14 protein-coding genes are annotated in these 13,861 nt (G+C 70.1%); 12 read left to right on the forward strand and 2 right to left on the reverse strand.

Annotated features, from left to right (window positions below):
• The 4 genes from ACYVDG_RS27590 to ACYVDG_RS27605 all read left to right on the forward strand — a co-directional run.
• The coding region (locus ACYVDG_RS27590) for a zinc ribbon domain-containing protein (protein WP_460760481.1) at nucleotides 1-158 on the forward strand (158 nt) is incomplete at its 5' end.
• A gap of 267 nt (nucleotides 159-425) precedes the next feature.
• Nucleotides 426-1,376: a ring-cleaving dioxygenase gene (locus ACYVDG_RS27595; RefSeq protein ID WP_460760289.1), complete on the forward strand. Its 951-nt coding sequence runs from the start codon at nucleotides 426-428 to the stop codon at nucleotides 1,374-1,376.
• Complete coding sequence (locus ACYVDG_RS27600) at nucleotides 1,373-2,005, forward strand: alpha/beta hydrolase (protein ID WP_460760293.1); 633 nt, start codon at nucleotides 1,373-1,375, stop codon at nucleotides 2,003-2,005. Before ACYVDG_RS27595 ends, ACYVDG_RS27600 begins: the two co-directional genes overlap by 4 nt.
• 310 nt (nucleotides 2,006-2,315) lie before the next feature.
• Nucleotides 2,316-3,086, forward strand: a complete 771-nt coding sequence (locus tag ACYVDG_RS27605) for a TSUP family transporter (protein ID WP_460760296.1) — start codon at nucleotides 2,316-2,318, stop codon at nucleotides 3,084-3,086.
• 46 nt (nucleotides 3,087-3,132) lie between these two features.
• Here ACYVDG_RS27605 and ACYVDG_RS27610 read toward each other — a convergent pair whose 3' ends face one another.
• A complete protein-coding gene (locus ACYVDG_RS27610; RefSeq protein WP_460760299.1) occupies nucleotides 3,133-4,005 on the reverse strand; it encodes a TetR/AcrR family transcriptional regulator in 873 nt (290 codons plus the stop codon).
• Between the two features lie 191 nt (nucleotides 4,006-4,196).
• Here ACYVDG_RS27610 and ACYVDG_RS27615 point away from each other — a divergent pair, with 191 nt between their 5' ends.
• On the forward strand, nucleotides 4,197-5,780 hold the full coding sequence (locus ACYVDG_RS27615; RefSeq protein WP_460760304.1) for a right-handed parallel beta-helix repeat-containing protein: 1,584 nt from the start codon (nucleotides 4,197-4,199) through the stop codon (nucleotides 5,778-5,780).
• 43 nt (nucleotides 5,781-5,823) lie between these two features.
• On the opposite strand, the gene ACYVDG_RS27620 is transcribed toward ACYVDG_RS27615, so the two are convergent.
• Nucleotides 5,824-6,633, reverse strand: a complete 810-nt coding sequence (locus ACYVDG_RS27620) for a VOC family protein (RefSeq protein ID WP_460760307.1) — start codon at nucleotides 6,631-6,633, stop codon at nucleotides 5,824-5,826.
• A 337-nt stretch (nucleotides 6,634-6,970) separates the two neighbouring features.
• Here ACYVDG_RS27620 and ACYVDG_RS27625 point away from each other — a divergent pair, with 337 nt between their 5' ends.
• The 7 genes from ACYVDG_RS27625 to ACYVDG_RS27655 all read left to right on the forward strand — a co-directional run bounded on the left by ACYVDG_RS27625 (nucleotide 6,971) and on the right by ACYVDG_RS27655 (nucleotide 13,840).
• Entirely contained in the window at nucleotides 6,971-8,236 is a 1,266-nt protein-coding gene (locus ACYVDG_RS27625) for an extracellular solute-binding protein (protein ID WP_460760310.1), read from the forward strand.
• Nucleotides 8,237-8,241: 5 nt separating this feature from the next.
• On the forward strand, nucleotides 8,242-9,198 hold the full coding sequence (locus ACYVDG_RS27630) for a carbohydrate ABC transporter permease (protein ID WP_460760313.1): 957 nt from the start codon (nucleotides 8,242-8,244) through the stop codon (nucleotides 9,196-9,198).
• A gap of 18 nt (nucleotides 9,199-9,216) precedes the next feature.
• Nucleotides 9,217-10,164, forward strand: coding sequence for a carbohydrate ABC transporter permease (locus ACYVDG_RS27635; protein ID WP_460760317.1), 948 nt, complete (start codon nucleotides 9,217-9,219; stop codon nucleotides 10,162-10,164).
• A 102-nt stretch (nucleotides 10,165-10,266) separates the two neighbouring features.
• The gene (locus tag ACYVDG_RS27640; protein ID WP_460760321.1) at nucleotides 10,267-12,192 is read left to right on the forward strand and encodes a GH39 family glycosyl hydrolase; all 1,926 of its coding nucleotides are present in this window, start codon (nucleotides 10,267-10,269) and stop codon (nucleotides 12,190-12,192) included.
• A gap of 176 nt (nucleotides 12,193-12,368) precedes the next feature.
• On the forward strand, nucleotides 12,369-12,710 hold the full coding sequence (locus ACYVDG_RS27645) for an ArsR/SmtB family transcription factor (RefSeq protein WP_460760327.1): 342 nt from the start codon (nucleotides 12,369-12,371) through the stop codon (nucleotides 12,708-12,710).
• A gap of 3 nt (nucleotides 12,711-12,713) precedes the next feature.
• Nucleotides 12,714-13,220, forward strand: coding sequence for an SRPBCC family protein (locus ACYVDG_RS27650; RefSeq protein WP_460760331.1), 507 nt, complete (start codon nucleotides 12,714-12,716; stop codon nucleotides 13,218-13,220).
• Entirely contained in the window at nucleotides 13,220-13,840 is a 621-nt protein-coding gene (locus tag ACYVDG_RS27655) for a dihydrofolate reductase family protein (protein ID WP_460760337.1), read from the forward strand. The genes ACYVDG_RS27650 and ACYVDG_RS27655 overlap by 1 nt, the downstream gene beginning before the upstream one ends.
• Nucleotides 13,841-13,861: the final 21 nt, after the last annotated feature.

The following is a 13,861-nucleotide window of genomic DNA, read 5'->3' on the forward strand; positions in this document are numbered from 1 at the left end:
ACACGTCCCAGACCTGTTTTGAGTGCGACCATGTGGACCCGGCATCCCGTGAGAGCCAAGCGCGGTTCCGGTGTACTGCGTGTGCGCATACAGATCATGCGGATGTGAACGCGGCCAAGAACACCAAAAAGCGCGGATGGACTAACCCTTTAGGGTGAACCGTGTCAGCCTGCGGAGACCTCTGGGTTGCCATGTCTGCGAAGCAGGAACCTGCTGCCGCCGCGAGGCGCGTAGCGCCACCAGACCCTTCGGGTCTGGTCGGAATCCCTCTCGCTTCAGCAGAGGGAGGAAGTCAACCCGGCCAGACGACTTCTCGGGCACCGTGGGTGAGGAGACATCCGCATCGGAATTAGTTTAAGATTCAACTTGTTGCACCGGGTAACCCGCCAGCAGTCTGCCCCGCAGCTCGAGGAAAGGTGAAGGACATGGACGTGCGCCCCTCGGGGATCCACCACGTGACCGCGGTCGCGAGCGACCCCCAGGCCAACGCTGACTTCTACCTGAACGCTCTGGGCATGCGCCTGGTCAAGCGCACGGTCAACTTCGACTCCCCGGACACCTACCACCTCTACTACGGCGACCGCGCGGGCAACCCCGGCACGATCATGACCTTCTTCCCCTGGCCGGACGCGCCCCAGGGCCGCATCGGCGCCGGGCAGGCCACCACCACGACCTTCTCCGTCCCCGAAGGCTCCCTGGGCTGGTGGGCCGAGCACCTCTCCGCGCTGAACGTGCCCACTACCCGCCCGAGCGAGCGCGGCGAGGAGGACGTCCTCACCCTGCGCGACCCCGACGGCCTGGTCATCGAGCTGGCCGCCAGCAGCGACCACCACGACACCGATCCCTGGGACGGGGGAGTGGTCCCCACCGAGCACGCCATCCGCGGCATCCGCGCGGTCACCCTCACCGAGCAGGACGCGGACGGCACCGCACAGATGCTCGGCGACCAGCTGAACTTCCGCCTGGACAGCGAGCACGGCAACCGGATGCGCTTTCGCACCAACGACTCCGGTGACGGCGTAGGCACCATCGTCGACGTCCTGGCCGACCCCAAGGCCGAGCGCGGCATGGTCGCCGCCGGAACCGTCCACCACGTGGCCTACCGCGCCCCGGACACCCCCGTGCAGGACGCCTGGCGCCAGCGCCTGACCGAGGACGGGGTCGGGGTCACCGAGATCCGCGACCGCACCTACTTCACCTCGATCTACTTCCGCGAGCCCGGCGGCGTCCTGTTGGAGATCGCCACCGACGGCCCGGGTTTCGACTACGACGAACCGCTCCTCGAACTGGGCCGCGCGCTGCGCCTGCCGCCGTGGCTGCAGCCCGACCAGGAGCAGATCGCCGCCAGCCTGCCCCACCTGGAGGTGGGCCAGTGACCACCACCGAGGACTTCGTCCACGTCTTCGAACCGGCCACCCGGGCCGACGCCCCGACCCTGCTGCTGCTCCACGGGACCGGCGCCGACGAACACGACCTGCTTCCGCTGGGCCGTGCGCTGTCACCGGGGGCCGCCCTGCTCTCCCCGCGCGGCAAGGTCGACGAGCACGGCATGAACCGCTGGTTCCGCCGCGTGCGCGAGGGGGTCTTCGACGTCGAGGACCTGATCGTGCGCACCGCCGAGCTGGCCGACTTCGTCAAGGCCGCCACCGCCGCCTACGACCTGGACCCGGCGCGGATCGTGGTGAGCGGCTTCTCCAACGGCGCCAACACCGGCGCGGGGCTGCTGCTCCTGCACCCGGGCCTGGTCTCGGGTGCGGCGCTCTTCGCGGGCGGTGCCCCGCTCCAGGGGCGCGAGCCGGACCCGGTGGACCTCGCGGGCACGCGGGTGTTCCTGGGCAACGGTGTGGCCGACCCCATCACCACCGTCGACCAGGCGCGTCTGCTCGCCGCCCAGCTGGGGGAGCGGGGCGCGCGGGTGGAGGCGCGCGAGCACCCCGGGGGACACCAGCTCACCCAGGAGGTGTTGGTCCAGGCCAGGGACTGGTTCGACCGCTCCGGCTTCTGAGTCGACGCTGCGGGTTCGGTCCAGACTCCCCACCAGACGGCGGTGGCGCCCCGTGTACCCGGGCGTCACCGCTTCTTTTGCGCCAACTACGAATCTACTTCGTAAAGGTGCACCGCTTTAAGGGCACAAACCAACACCCCCACAACACAACGAACACGACCAATTCGTCCCGCACCGCGCCTGTCAAGGGGCCGGTGTCCCAGTCCCCGGCCAGAGCACACGAAACCGCTGGTTAGACTCGCCTTCGTTCCGTACCCCGTCCCTGAAGAGACCCCATGATCCCCTCAATCAGTGCAGGCGCCCGGTAGCCATGGACCCCGAAATCCTCGGCTTCCTCCTCGCCGTCGCCCTCGCCGCGGGCTGGATCGACGCCGTCGTGGGCGGGGGAGGGCTCCTGCTGCTCCCCGCCCTCATGGTCGCCGCACCCAACACACCCCTGGCCACTCTGCTGGGCACCAACAAGCTCGGCTCCGTGTTCGGAACCACCTCGGCGGCCATCGCCTACGCCCGCAAGGTCGAGATCGACCGACGCGTCGTCGTTCCCACCGCCGCGCTCGCCCTGCTGGGGTCCGGACTCGGCGCGGCCATGGCCACCGCCCTGACCTCCGACGTCCTCACCCCCGTCATCATGGTCGTTCTGGCCGGGGTCGCCCTCCTGGTGGTCTTCCGCCCCGCCATGGGCAGCACGAGCAACCCCGGGCTGCGCACCCGCAACCGGATCCTGGCGGTCTTGGCCCTGGCCGGGCTGGGCGTGAGCTTCTACGACGGCCTCATCGGCCCCGGCACCGGCGTCTTCCTCATCATCGCCTTCACCGCTGTCCTGGGCATGGACTTCGTCTCCGCCTCGGCCTCGGCCAAGATCGTCAACGTGTGCACCAACCTCGGCGCCCTGGCCGTCTTCGCCTTCGGCGGGCACGTGGACTGGCTCCTGGGGCTGGGTCTGGCGATGTGCACCATCATCGGCGCCCAGATCGGGGCCCGCATGGCCCTGCGGCGCGGCTCGGGCTTCGTGCGCGCGGTGCTCCTGGTCGTGGTCCTGGCGCTGCTGGCCCGCATGGGCTGGGACCTCTTCTTCGCCTGATGCCGTCCGTCCCGCTGCTCCGGGGGACCTCCTGAAGGGGCGGTCCTCACCCGCGCCTGCCGCGGTAGGCGCGTTGGCGGCAGGCCCGGGAGCAGTAGTCCTTGGGGCGCCCGGAACCCGTGTAGGCGACCGGGCGGCCGCATTCAGTGCACTCGGTGGCGTGTGCGAACCTCCTTATTTCGTCACGATTTACGTCACGAACACGGGTCTGGATCCCGTCCAGCACCCGCGCCAGGCCGTACTCGAACTGGTCTGGCGGGGACTCGTAGGCCCCTTGCGCATAGAGGCGGTTCAGCGTCGGATAGCGCTCGTCGAGCTCTTCGAACAAGGACTCGCGCCCACCCCACCACTCCTCGTGGCTGAGTCCGCTGGCCTGCTCGGCTCTCGCCCGTTCGTGCTCCTGTGCCGCGGCGCCCTCGACGTAGTCGCCGACCAGGGTCACGGCGGCCACGACCTCGGCCGGGGGGAGCCCGGTGCGGGCCATGGCGGTCAGCGCGTGCTCGAAACCCGCCACCGCGTTGGGGCCCGGCACCTGGCGGGCTCCGGATGCCTCGATTAGCCACGGGTGCCGCCGGTGCAGCTCCATTCCTCCGCGTGCCCAGGCTTCGACCGCGGCCCGCCACGGCAGGTCATCGTCTGCGGCCGTATTCGGCGGCCCGTCGACTTGGTCTTGCCCGCTCGGTGCCCACTCGCCGAGGACGTGCTCGCGCATCAGGCCGACCAGCTCGGCCTTTCCGGGCACGTGGCGGTACAGCGACATGGAAGTAAAGCCGAGCCGTTCGGCCACGCGGCGCATCGACACCGCGGCCAACCCCTTGGCGTCGGCCAGCGCGACCGCGTGGTCGACGATGCGTGCCAGGTTCAGGTCCCCTCTGCGGCCCGGGGCCCACAGCAGCTCGGTGCCGCGTTCGGGATCCATGCTCCTCCTTGGTCCACCTGTGTTGTATACCGGCATCTGTTAGTTTATGGCATATACAAGATCTGGGAGGATCACCCGTATACTTCGTCGACCCCGCCGGAGACGACTCCGGACCCGGAACGATCGACCACCCCTTCGCCACCCTTGAACGCGCCCGCGACGCCGCCCGGGCCGCGGCCACCCCCGGAACAGTGATCAGCCTCCGTGCGGGCACCCACCGTCTCACCCGCACCCTGCACCTGACCGGAGCCGACTCCGGGGTGGTCTACCAAGCCCACGGCTACGGCACCGCCGAGCAGGAGGAGGCCGTGATCAGCGGCGGCCGGGTCATCACCGGATGGACCGAGGCCGGGGCGGGCGTGCGCCGGGCCGAGGTCCCCGGCCTGGCCACCCGCCAGCTCTCTGTCGGTGGACGCCGGGTGCCACGGGCCAGCGTGCCCGTCGAGCACGAGCTCACCCGAACCGACTCCGGCTACCGCAGTACGCACCCTGACGCACTGGCCTGGAACGGTGAGGTCGAGCTGGTCTACCAGGCCGCCTACCCCTGGTCCGAGGCGCGCTGCCCGGTACAGCGGGTGGAACGGGACGGCGAAACCACAGTCCTGACCATGGTCCAGCCCGCCTTCGCGCGCGCCGGCCGGCTCTACCGCGCGGTCGTGCCCTGGCAGGAGGGCGAGGACGTGGCCGTGGACCGCCCCACCTACGTGGAGAACAGCCCCGACCTGCTCACCGACGGCACTTTCGCCCTTGACGACGGCGTTCTGTACCACCTCCCCGGACCCGAGGACCGCCTCGGCGAGGTTCCCGGCGGAGAGGCGGGCGAGGTGGTGGCCCCGGTCCTGGAACGCCTCGTGCACGCCACCGGCGCCAGGGGCCTGGTCTTTCGCGGCATCACCTTCGCCGACGCCACCTGGCTGCGCCCCAGTGCCCCTGAGGGATTTCTGCACTACCACGGCAACGGCCACCACGACGGCGGGGACGTGTTCACCGTGGAGTTCACCGAGGGCGGGCACGTCACCGTCCCCACCGACAGCGCCTCCATGCCGGGCAACGTGCTCTTCGACCACTGCTCGCGCACAGTCCTGGAAGAGTGCCGCCTGACCCGCATGGGAGCGGTCGCCCTGGAGTTCCAGGGCGGCACGGACAACGCGGTGCGCCGCAGCCGGGTCGATGACATCTCCGGCGGCGGCGTGGTCGTGACAGGGGAGACCCGGACCCGGATCGAGGACACCCACGTGCACGGCGTGGGCTGTGACTACCGGGGCTCGCCCGCGATCCTGCTCTCCGACACCCGCGAGGCCCTCGTGGCACACAACCGGGTCGGCCACGTGCCGCACGCGGGCATCGTGCTCTACAGCAGCAGGGGAGCCCGTCTGCTGAGCAACCTCGTCCACGACACGATGCTGGTCCTGGCCGACGGGGGCGGGATCTATGTCTCTGAGCCCCAGGGGGAGGGGGAGGAGGATGCCGCGGTGGTGGCCCGCAACGTGGTCCGCGACACCGTGACCTCCTATAATTTCGGCCTCTACACCGACTACGGGGCGGCGTGGCTGAGTGTGCGCGACAACGTGGTGCACCGGGCCGAGACCCCGGTGGTGCTCCAGGTGTGGCCGCCGCTGGAGCACGTGTCCTTTACCGGCAACCACTGGGACGCCGACCCCGGCCCTGCCCCCGAGGGCGTGACCCTGGAGGGCAACCGGGTGCTGGCGGAGGCGGACTTCGCCACCGACCCGCGGGTCGCCGCAGTCGTAGCCCAGGCCGGGCCGCGCACCTAGGCAACGTCGACAGCTTCGCGCTCACCTGGCCAGTCGGCCGCGGTCACGCCCGTGCGGTCACGCACCAGTGGAAGCCGTCGGGGTCGGTGAATCGTCCGGCGTACGCACCGTGCCCGCCCTCGCCCGCCGCGGCGGTGACGCGGCCGCCCGCCGACTCCACGGCGCCGAGCAGGGCGTCCACGTCGGCACGGGAAGCGGCGGTGCAGGTGAGCACGAGCGCGGAGAAGCCCTCACCGTGCTCGTCGACGCCGACGTCCTTGGCGAGGGATTTGCGCGGCAGGAGGCCCAGGCGACACTCGCCGTCGGCGATGGTGAAGTCGACGAACTTGTTGCCGTAGTCGTGGCGGGCGTTCATCCCCAGCGCCTCGTAGAAGGCCTTGGACACCTTCGGTGCGGCGACACCGAGGTAGACGGCGGTCTCGATCGGCTCCGGCGGCTCGGGCACGGGGCCGCTGTCCTTCTTGGTGTCGGCGGCCAGTTTCCAGACGGCCCCGTCCGGTGCCCGGTAGACGGCGGTGTACTCCCCGAAGAACTCCTTCTTCGCGGGCTTGACGACCGTCGCACCTTGGTCAGTGGCGGCCTCCAACAGGGCCCGGACCTCGGCGGGCTGCCGGACGATAACGGACAGGACGTGACCGCCGAAGCCCATGGTCACCGCTTCAGTACCGGTGTCCGCGGCCAGTTCCCCGAGGTTGCGCAGGTCGAGCCTTCCGGTACCGTGCAGGTCGAGGCTGGCGGTGTGACTGTAGCCACCGCCCTCGGCTGCCGTGGCCGCGAAGGCGCCCGTGTAGAAGGCGCGGGCCGCTTCCACCTTCGGCACGCCGACGGTGACGGTGTTCAGGGAGAGCGCCATCGGGTGACTCCTTCGCGCAGTTGCCAGCGGCTGGTTGGTGGTGGTGCGGCTCCGTCCAGCCAACCAGAGTCGCCGGGCGCGGGCTTCTCGATTCCTGACCGGTCCGCTCGCCCCGTTGTTGTAACAAGCACGATCCTTGCTCTTTACGAGCCTTGCCGCGGTGTGACACAGTGCACCATGAAACCGGTTTCAAGGTTTGTTGCACCACTCTGAGCAGCACACGAACACATCCGCGCACACCACCCGCACCTCCGTCGCCCCGCCGACGGGCGCCCAGAGCACACCCGAACCGTCCTCGCGTGACAACGACGGGCCACCCCCCCCGGGAGAAACAGCCATGACACGTCCGCCACACCTGCGCACCAGCGCCCTCCTCCTGGTCGGGGCCATGGCCCTGACCGCCTGCGGGCGCGCCGAACCCGAGGACGCGGCCAACGACGCCGAATCCTTCTCCGACGGGCCCGCCACCGGCACCATCACCGTCTGGGCCATGGGCGGCGAGGGTGAGAACCTGCCCGAACTCGCGGAGGGCTTCGAAGAGGCCAACCCCGACGCCGACGTCGAGGTCACCCCGGTGCCCTGGGACGCCGCGCACGACAAGATCTCCACCGCCATCGCCGGTGACTCCACCCCCGACGTGGCCATGGTCGGCACCACCTGGATGGCCGAGTTCGCCGCGACCGGTGCCCTGGAGGCCACACCCCCCGACTTCGACCCCGACGCCTACTTCCCCGCCCTGTGGGAGTCCACCGTCGTCGACGACACCTCCTACGCGGTGCCCTGGTACGGCGACACCCGCCTGATGTACTTCCGCTCCGACCTGGCTGAGGACGCGGGCGCCGAAGCGCCCACCACCTGGGAGGAGACCCGCGAGTTCGGCCAGGCCCTGCACGAGGAGGGCGCCGACCAGGGCGTCTCCGTCTTCCCCGGCGGTATCGGCTCCTGGCAGACGTTCCTGCCGTTCTACTGGCAGGCCGGGGGCGACATCCTCGACAGCGACGGTGAGTTCGACCTGGACAACGACGCCATGGTCGAGGCCCTGGAGTACTACCAGAGCCTCTTCGACGACGGCCTGTCCTCCGACACCCGTCAGGACGAGGTCCTCGAACCGCACTTCGTCGAGGGCCGCATCGGCTCCTTCTACTCCGGTGCCTTCCACGGCGGTCTGCTCAACGAGGTGGGCGGCGAGGACTTCGACGAGCAGTGGGACGTGGCCCTGATGCCCGAGGCCGCCACCACCGGTGCTTTCGCCGGCGGCGGCAACCTGGTCGTCTTCGACGGGGCCAGCGACCGCGACTCCGCCTGGAAGCTCGTCGACTACCTCAGCGACCCCGAGGTCCAGGCCGAGTGGTACGGCATCCAGTCCGCCCTGCCCTCGGTGCGCGAGGCCTGGGACCTGCCCGAGATGGCCGAGGACGAGCGTCTGGCGCTCTTCGGCGAGCAGCTGGAGACCGCCATCGCTCCGCCGGCCATCCCCAACTGGGAGCAGGTCGCCGCGGTCATGGAGAGCGAACTGGAGCTGGCCGTGCGCGGCGGCCAGAGCGCCGAGGAGACCGCCGCCAGCATCCAGTCCCAGGCCGAGTCCATCGGGACCGGGGAGTAGCGCACGTGAGCGCCCCGACCACGGCACCGGCCACCGCACCGCAGCGACCCCCAGGCCAGCGCCCCCGAGGCTGGCGCGGGCTCAGCCGACGCACCCGCGCGGGCGTGATCGGTTGGGGTTTCGCGCTCCCTTTCGTGCTGCTCTTCGCCGCCTTCACCGCGGGCCCGGTGCTGATGTCGCTGCTGATGAGCTTCACCGACATGCGCGCGGCCGACCTGCGCACGCCCTGGGCCGTGGAACTGGCGGGCCTGGACAACTTCGCCCAGCTCCTGGACGACGACAAGTTCCTGCGGTCGATGGCCAACACCCTCGCCTTCGTCCTGGTCGGGGTGCCCCTGACCATCGGCGTGGCGCTGGCCATCGCGCTCGCCCTCGACCGGGGCATCACCCGGTTCCGGACCTTCTTCCGGACCGGCTTCTACCTGCCGGTGGTGACCAGCATCGTGGCCGTGGCCGTGGTGTGGCGCTTCCTGCTCCACCCCGACACCGGCCTGGTCAACACCGTCCTGGCCGCGGTGGGCATCCCCGGTATCGACTGGCTCAGCAACACGGTCACTGCGCTGCCGGTGCTCATCGTCATGGCCGTCTGGCGCAATTTCGGCACCCTGATGGTCATCTTCCTGGCCGGGCTCCAGGGCATCCCCCGCAACCTCTACGAAGCTGCCGAGATCGACGGTGCCGGACCCTGGCAGCGGTTGCGCTCGATCACCCTGCCGATGATGCGGCCCATCATCCTGTTCGGGGCCGTCATCACCGGTATCGGTTTCCTCCAGGTCTTCGAGGAGCCCTTCGTCATGACCCAGGGCGGCCCCTTGGACGCCACCCGCACCGTCTCTTACCACATCTACACGCAGTTCGGCTTCGGCAACTACGCCTACGCGGCGGCGATGAGCTACGTGCTGTTCGTGTGCATCATCGCGCTCACCGTGCTGCAGTTCCGACTCCTGCGCTCGCGGACCTGAAGGAGGGGTTCTCCGCACATGGCAACGACACCCCGCCCGCCCGCGCCGCAGCAGGCTCGGGCCGACGACCGCACCACGGCTGGGCACGCCGGCGATCACACACCCGGTCGGCCCCGTACCCGAACCCGCCACCGGGCACGGGAGTGGCGCCGCCCCACGGGACGGGCCCTGGTCCTGGCCGCCTTGTCGGTCGGCCTGGTCCTGGTCGTGACCCCCTTCGTGTGGATGCTGCTCAGCTCCGTCAAGTCCGACGCCGAGATCCGCCAGGTCCCGCCCACCTGGTGGCCCGCCGAGCCCACGCTGGACAACTTCGTCGAGCTGTTCCAGCGCTTGGACATGGGCACCTACGCCTTCAACTCGCTGTTCGTGGCCGTGGCCATCACCCTGGGCAACGCCGTGTTCTGCTCGATGGTGGGCTACGCGCTGGCCAAGATCGACTTCCCCGGCCGCAAGGCGCTGTTCGTGGTCGTGCTCGGCACGCTCATGGTGCCCGGCATGGTCACCTTCGTGCCGCTGTTCGTCCTGGTCAGCAACATGGGACTGGTCAACACCTACGCCGGGATGATCCTGCCCTTCCTGGTCACGCCTCTGGGGGTGTTCCTGATGCGCCAGTTCATCGCCCAGCTGCCCGACGACCTCATCGAGGCCGCCCGCATCGACGGCGCCAGCGAGCTGCGCATCTTCTGCCAGGTCATCATGCCCCTGACCGGGCCGGCCGTGGCCACGCTGAGCCTGCTCACCTTCCTGGGCGCCTGGAACAACTTCCTGTGGCCGCTGGTCGTGGCCCAGACCGAGGACATGTACACCCTGCCGGTGGCCATCGCCTTGTACTCCATCGGACAGAACGCCACCCAGTACGGCCTGCTCATGGCCGGCGCCGTGGTGGTCGTGGTGCCCATCCTCGTGCTGTTCGTGTTCCTGCAGCGCTACTTCGTCCAGGGCATCGCCACCACCGGCATCAAGTGAGGCCGCTTCCCACACCCCCACCGACACCTGCCACGCACCACCACGACCGAGAGCCGCCACGGGCAACCGCCACCGCGGCCCACCCAGACAAGGGGAAGACACGTGACACAGGAGCACACCACCGGCACCGCCCGGAGCGACTGGGAGGCCCGCATCGGCATCGCCAGCGGCGCGGCGGTCTCGACCGCGCCGCTCCTTCCGCCGCCCACGGGGCTCAGCGCCCAGGACGGCCGGGGCCAGGTCACGCTGACCTGGAATCCGATACCGCACGCGGTGGGGTACCAGGTCTACCGGTCCGAGGACCCCCACGGCCCTTTCGCCCCCGTCGACCACCGGGGCCTGGACGTGCTCGCTGTGCCCCACCCGCCCTACACCGACACCACCGCCGAGCCCGGCCGCACCTACCACTACACGGTGGCCACCCTGAGCGACGTCAAGGTGCAGGGCGAACAGAGCCCGCCGGTCAAGGCCACCGCACAGGCCCAAGGGGCGGGCGTCGTCGAGGTAGCCGTGGACACCTCCGCCGGCCAGGGCACCCTGCCGCGTCCCTGGCGCCCCATGGTCGGCTCCGAACACCTGTCCTACCTGCTGGAGGAGGACACCAGCGGCGGGCGCCCCATCGGCGAGGAGCTGCGGGCGGCGCTGGCCGCGGCCAGCGAGCACTTCGGCCCCCGCACCGTGCGCGCCCACGGCATCCTCTGCGACGACCTGGGCGTGTACCGCGAGGTCGACGGCCAGCCTGTGCACGACTTCACCGGCATCGACCGCGTCTACGACACCGTCCGCGACCTGGGCTACCGCCCCGTGGTGGAGCTGTCGTTCATGCCGCGCGACCTGGCCGCCGACCCCGACAAGACCGTGTTCGAGTACGGCGCCGTCATCTCCCCGCCCAAGGACTACCGGCGCTGGTACGACCTCGTCCACGACCTGGTCACCCACCTCGTGGACCGGTACGGGCTGGCCGAGGTCCGCGACGAGTGGTCCTTCGAGGTGTGGAACGAGGCCAACCTGGAGGTGTTCTGGAGCGGCACACCCGAGGAGTTCTGGCACCTGCACGACGCCTCCGTGGCCGCCGTCAAGGACGTGCACCCGGACCTGCGGGTGGGCGGGCCCTCCTCGGCCGCCTCGGGGTGGGTGGAGGAGATGCTGGACCACCTGGACCGGGTCGGGCCCGAAGGCGTCAACACCGCCTTGGACTTCGCCTCCACCCACACCTACGGCTCCCCGCCTCTGGACGTGCGCCCCCAGCTGGCCCGCCACGGCCGCGCCGACACCCCCGTGTGGTGGACCGAGTGGGGCGTGACTCCCCAGCACTTCAACGCCGTCAACGACTCGGTCTTCTCCGCCGCCTTCCTGGCCCGCGGTATGCGCTCGGCCGCCGGACGCATCGAGGCCCTGTCCTACTGGGTGGTCTCCGACCACTTCGAGGAGCTGGGCCGCCCGCCCGCGCTCATGCACGGCGGTTTCGGCCTGCGCACCGTGGGGGACCTGGCCAAGCCCCGTTTCTGGGCGCTGTCGATGCTGGACCGCCTTGGTGAGGAGCAGCTCGCCGTCACCGCCACCGGCGACGGGGCAGACTCCCTGGTGGAGTCCTGGGCGGGGGCCGACCCCGACGGCCGGGTCGCGGTGGTGCTGTGGAACGGCACCCTGGACCAGACCAAGGCGGCCGGTGCGCCCCTGCTCGACCGCACGGTGCGCCTGCGCCTGGACCATCTGGCCGACGGTGACTACGTGCTGCGCCACCTGCGGGTCGACGACGGGCACTCCAACGTGGCCGAGCGCTGGCGCGCCCTGGGCGGTGCGGTGCGCGGGTCCGACGAGGGTATGCGGCCCTCGGCAGGGGAGGGCGCCCCCGAGGGGAGCCTGTGGCCCGACGAGGGGCAGTGGGAGCGCCTGCGGCGGCAGGACGTCCTGGAGCCGTTGCACCCCGAGCGCACCGTCACCGTCTCCGGTGGGAGCTTCGAGGTGGACTTCGACCTGCCCCAGCCCGCGCTCTCCCTGGTGGAGCTGGTCCCCGTGGCCGAGTGACCCCAGCACACGCGAAGAGCCGCCCGCCCCGGCGAACGGGGCGGGCGGCTCTTCGCGTGTGGGGTTCGGTTCCTCGTGGTGGCGGGCGCGCGAACCTCGGGGTATTGCCGGATCTGACAAGGCCTGCCTGGTTCCTCTTGCTTGACGCATGCCGATATCGGAATATATTGGAATCCATGGCACGAGCAGCGACAACGTCGGACGTCTTCAACGCGATCGCCGAGCCGCAGCGCCGGGAGATCCTGGCGCTGCTGCGGGCGGGTGAGCGGCCGGTGACCGAGTTGGCCCAGGAGTTGGGGATGAGCCAGCCGGGGGCGTCCAAACACCTGCGGGTGCTCCGGGAGGTCGGTCTGGTGCGGGACCGCAAGGCAGGCAAGCAGCGCCTGTACGGCCTTGACGCCCGCGGGCTGCGACCGGTCCACGAGTGGACCGGCGGGTTCGAGCGGTTCTGGAACGAGAGCTTCGACCGGCTGGACGAGTACGTGCAGGACCTCAAGCAGGCACAACAGGGGGAGTGAGCGATGGCAGAGCAAGGACGGGACACGGCGGGGCACTCAGCCGCGGCCGAGCGCGAGATCGTCGTCTCCCGCGTCATCAGTGCCCCACGGGAGCTGGTGTTCGAGGCGTTCACCGAAGTGCGGCACCTGTCGCGGTGGTGGGGACCGCACGGGTTCAGCACCACCACGAGGGCGTTCGAATTCCGCCTCGGCGGGGTGTGGGACTTCGAGATGCACGGACCGGACGGTACGGACTACCAGGAGTGGATCTCCTGGACCGAGATCACCCCGCCGGAGCGGATCGCGTTGCTCCACGGTGAGTTCCGCGACGACCCGAACGCCTTCGAGTCGGTCCTGACGTTCACGCCCGCCGGAGCCGCGACCCGGATCGAGATGCGCACGGTGTTCCCCACCAAAGAGCTGCGCGACGAGGCGGTCGAGAAGTACCACGCGGTCGAGGGCGGCACCCAGACCCTGAGCAACCTGGCTGCCTACGTCACCGAGATCGTTCGGAAGGGAGCTGAGGGCTGATGGCCGGGCTGGTGTTCTTCAGCGTGTCGATGTCGCTGGACGGGTTCATCGCGCCCGAGTCCCCCAAGGACTTGATGGGGCAGCAGTGGATGGAGCTGCAGCAGTGGATCTTCCCGCAGCGGTATTTACGGGAGCGCCTGAAGCTCGGCGAGGGCGGCGAGGAAGGGCGCGACAACGACATCGTGCGGGAGACGTTCGAGCGCACCGGCGCGAGCGTGATGGGAAAGCGCATGTTCGACGCCGGCGAGCGGGCGTGGCCGGAGGAGGCGCCGTTCCGCACGCCGGTCTTCGTGGTGACGCACGAAAGGCGTGACCCCTGGGAGCGGCCGGGTGGGACTACCTTCCACTTCGTCAACGACGGCACCGCGTCCGCGCTCGACCATGCGCGCGAGGCCGCCGGTGACCTGGACGTCCGCATCGCGGGCGGCGGCGCAACGATCGTGGATTACGTCAACGCCGGCCTGGTCGACGAGTTCTCGATCGCGCTCTCACCCGTGCTGTTCGGCTCCGGAATCCGCCTGTTCGAGGGTGTGGACGCGGGCCGCGTGGCCCTGGAACCGGTCCGTGCGGAGCCCTCCCCAAGGGTGACGCACCTGACCTACACCGTCCGGGAGCGGTAGCTGTCCCGAACTCCGCGCTCT

The sequence above is a fragment of the Nocardiopsis oceani genome, from assembly GCF_054777395.1.

Excerpts from the sequence above, each read along its gene's own strand:
- ACYVDG_RS27610 (WP_460760299.1), bottom strand. The coding sequence starts at position 4,005 with ATGGATCCCGAACGCGGCACCGAGCTGCTGTGGGCCCCGGGCCGCAGA.
- ACYVDG_RS27650 (WP_460760331.1), top strand. The coding sequence starts at position 12,714 with ATGGCAGAGCAAGGACGGGACACGGCGGGGCACTCAGCCGCGGCCGAG.
- ACYVDG_RS27620 (WP_460760307.1), bottom strand. The coding sequence starts at position 6,633 with ATGGCGCTCTCCCTGAACACCGTCACCGTCGGCGTGCCGAAGGTGGAA.
- ACYVDG_RS27625 (WP_460760310.1), top strand. The coding sequence starts at position 6,971 with ATGACACGTCCGCCACACCTGCGCACCAGCGCCCTCCTCCTGGTCGGG.
- ACYVDG_RS27605 (WP_460760296.1), top strand. The coding sequence starts at position 2,316 with ATGGACCCCGAAATCCTCGGCTTCCTCCTCGCCGTCGCCCTCGCCGCG.
- ACYVDG_RS27655 (WP_460760337.1), top strand. The coding sequence starts at position 13,220 with ATGGCCGGGCTGGTGTTCTTCAGCGTGTCGATGTCGCTGGACGGGTTC.
- ACYVDG_RS27635 (WP_460760317.1), top strand. The coding sequence starts at position 9,217 with ATGGCAACGACACCCCGCCCGCCCGCGCCGCAGCAGGCTCGGGCCGAC.
- ACYVDG_RS27645 (WP_460760327.1), top strand. The coding sequence starts at position 12,369 with ATGGCACGAGCAGCGACAACGTCGGACGTCTTCAACGCGATCGCCGAG.
- ACYVDG_RS27595 (WP_460760289.1), top strand. The coding sequence starts at position 426 with ATGGACGTGCGCCCCTCGGGGATCCACCACGTGACCGCGGTCGCGAGC.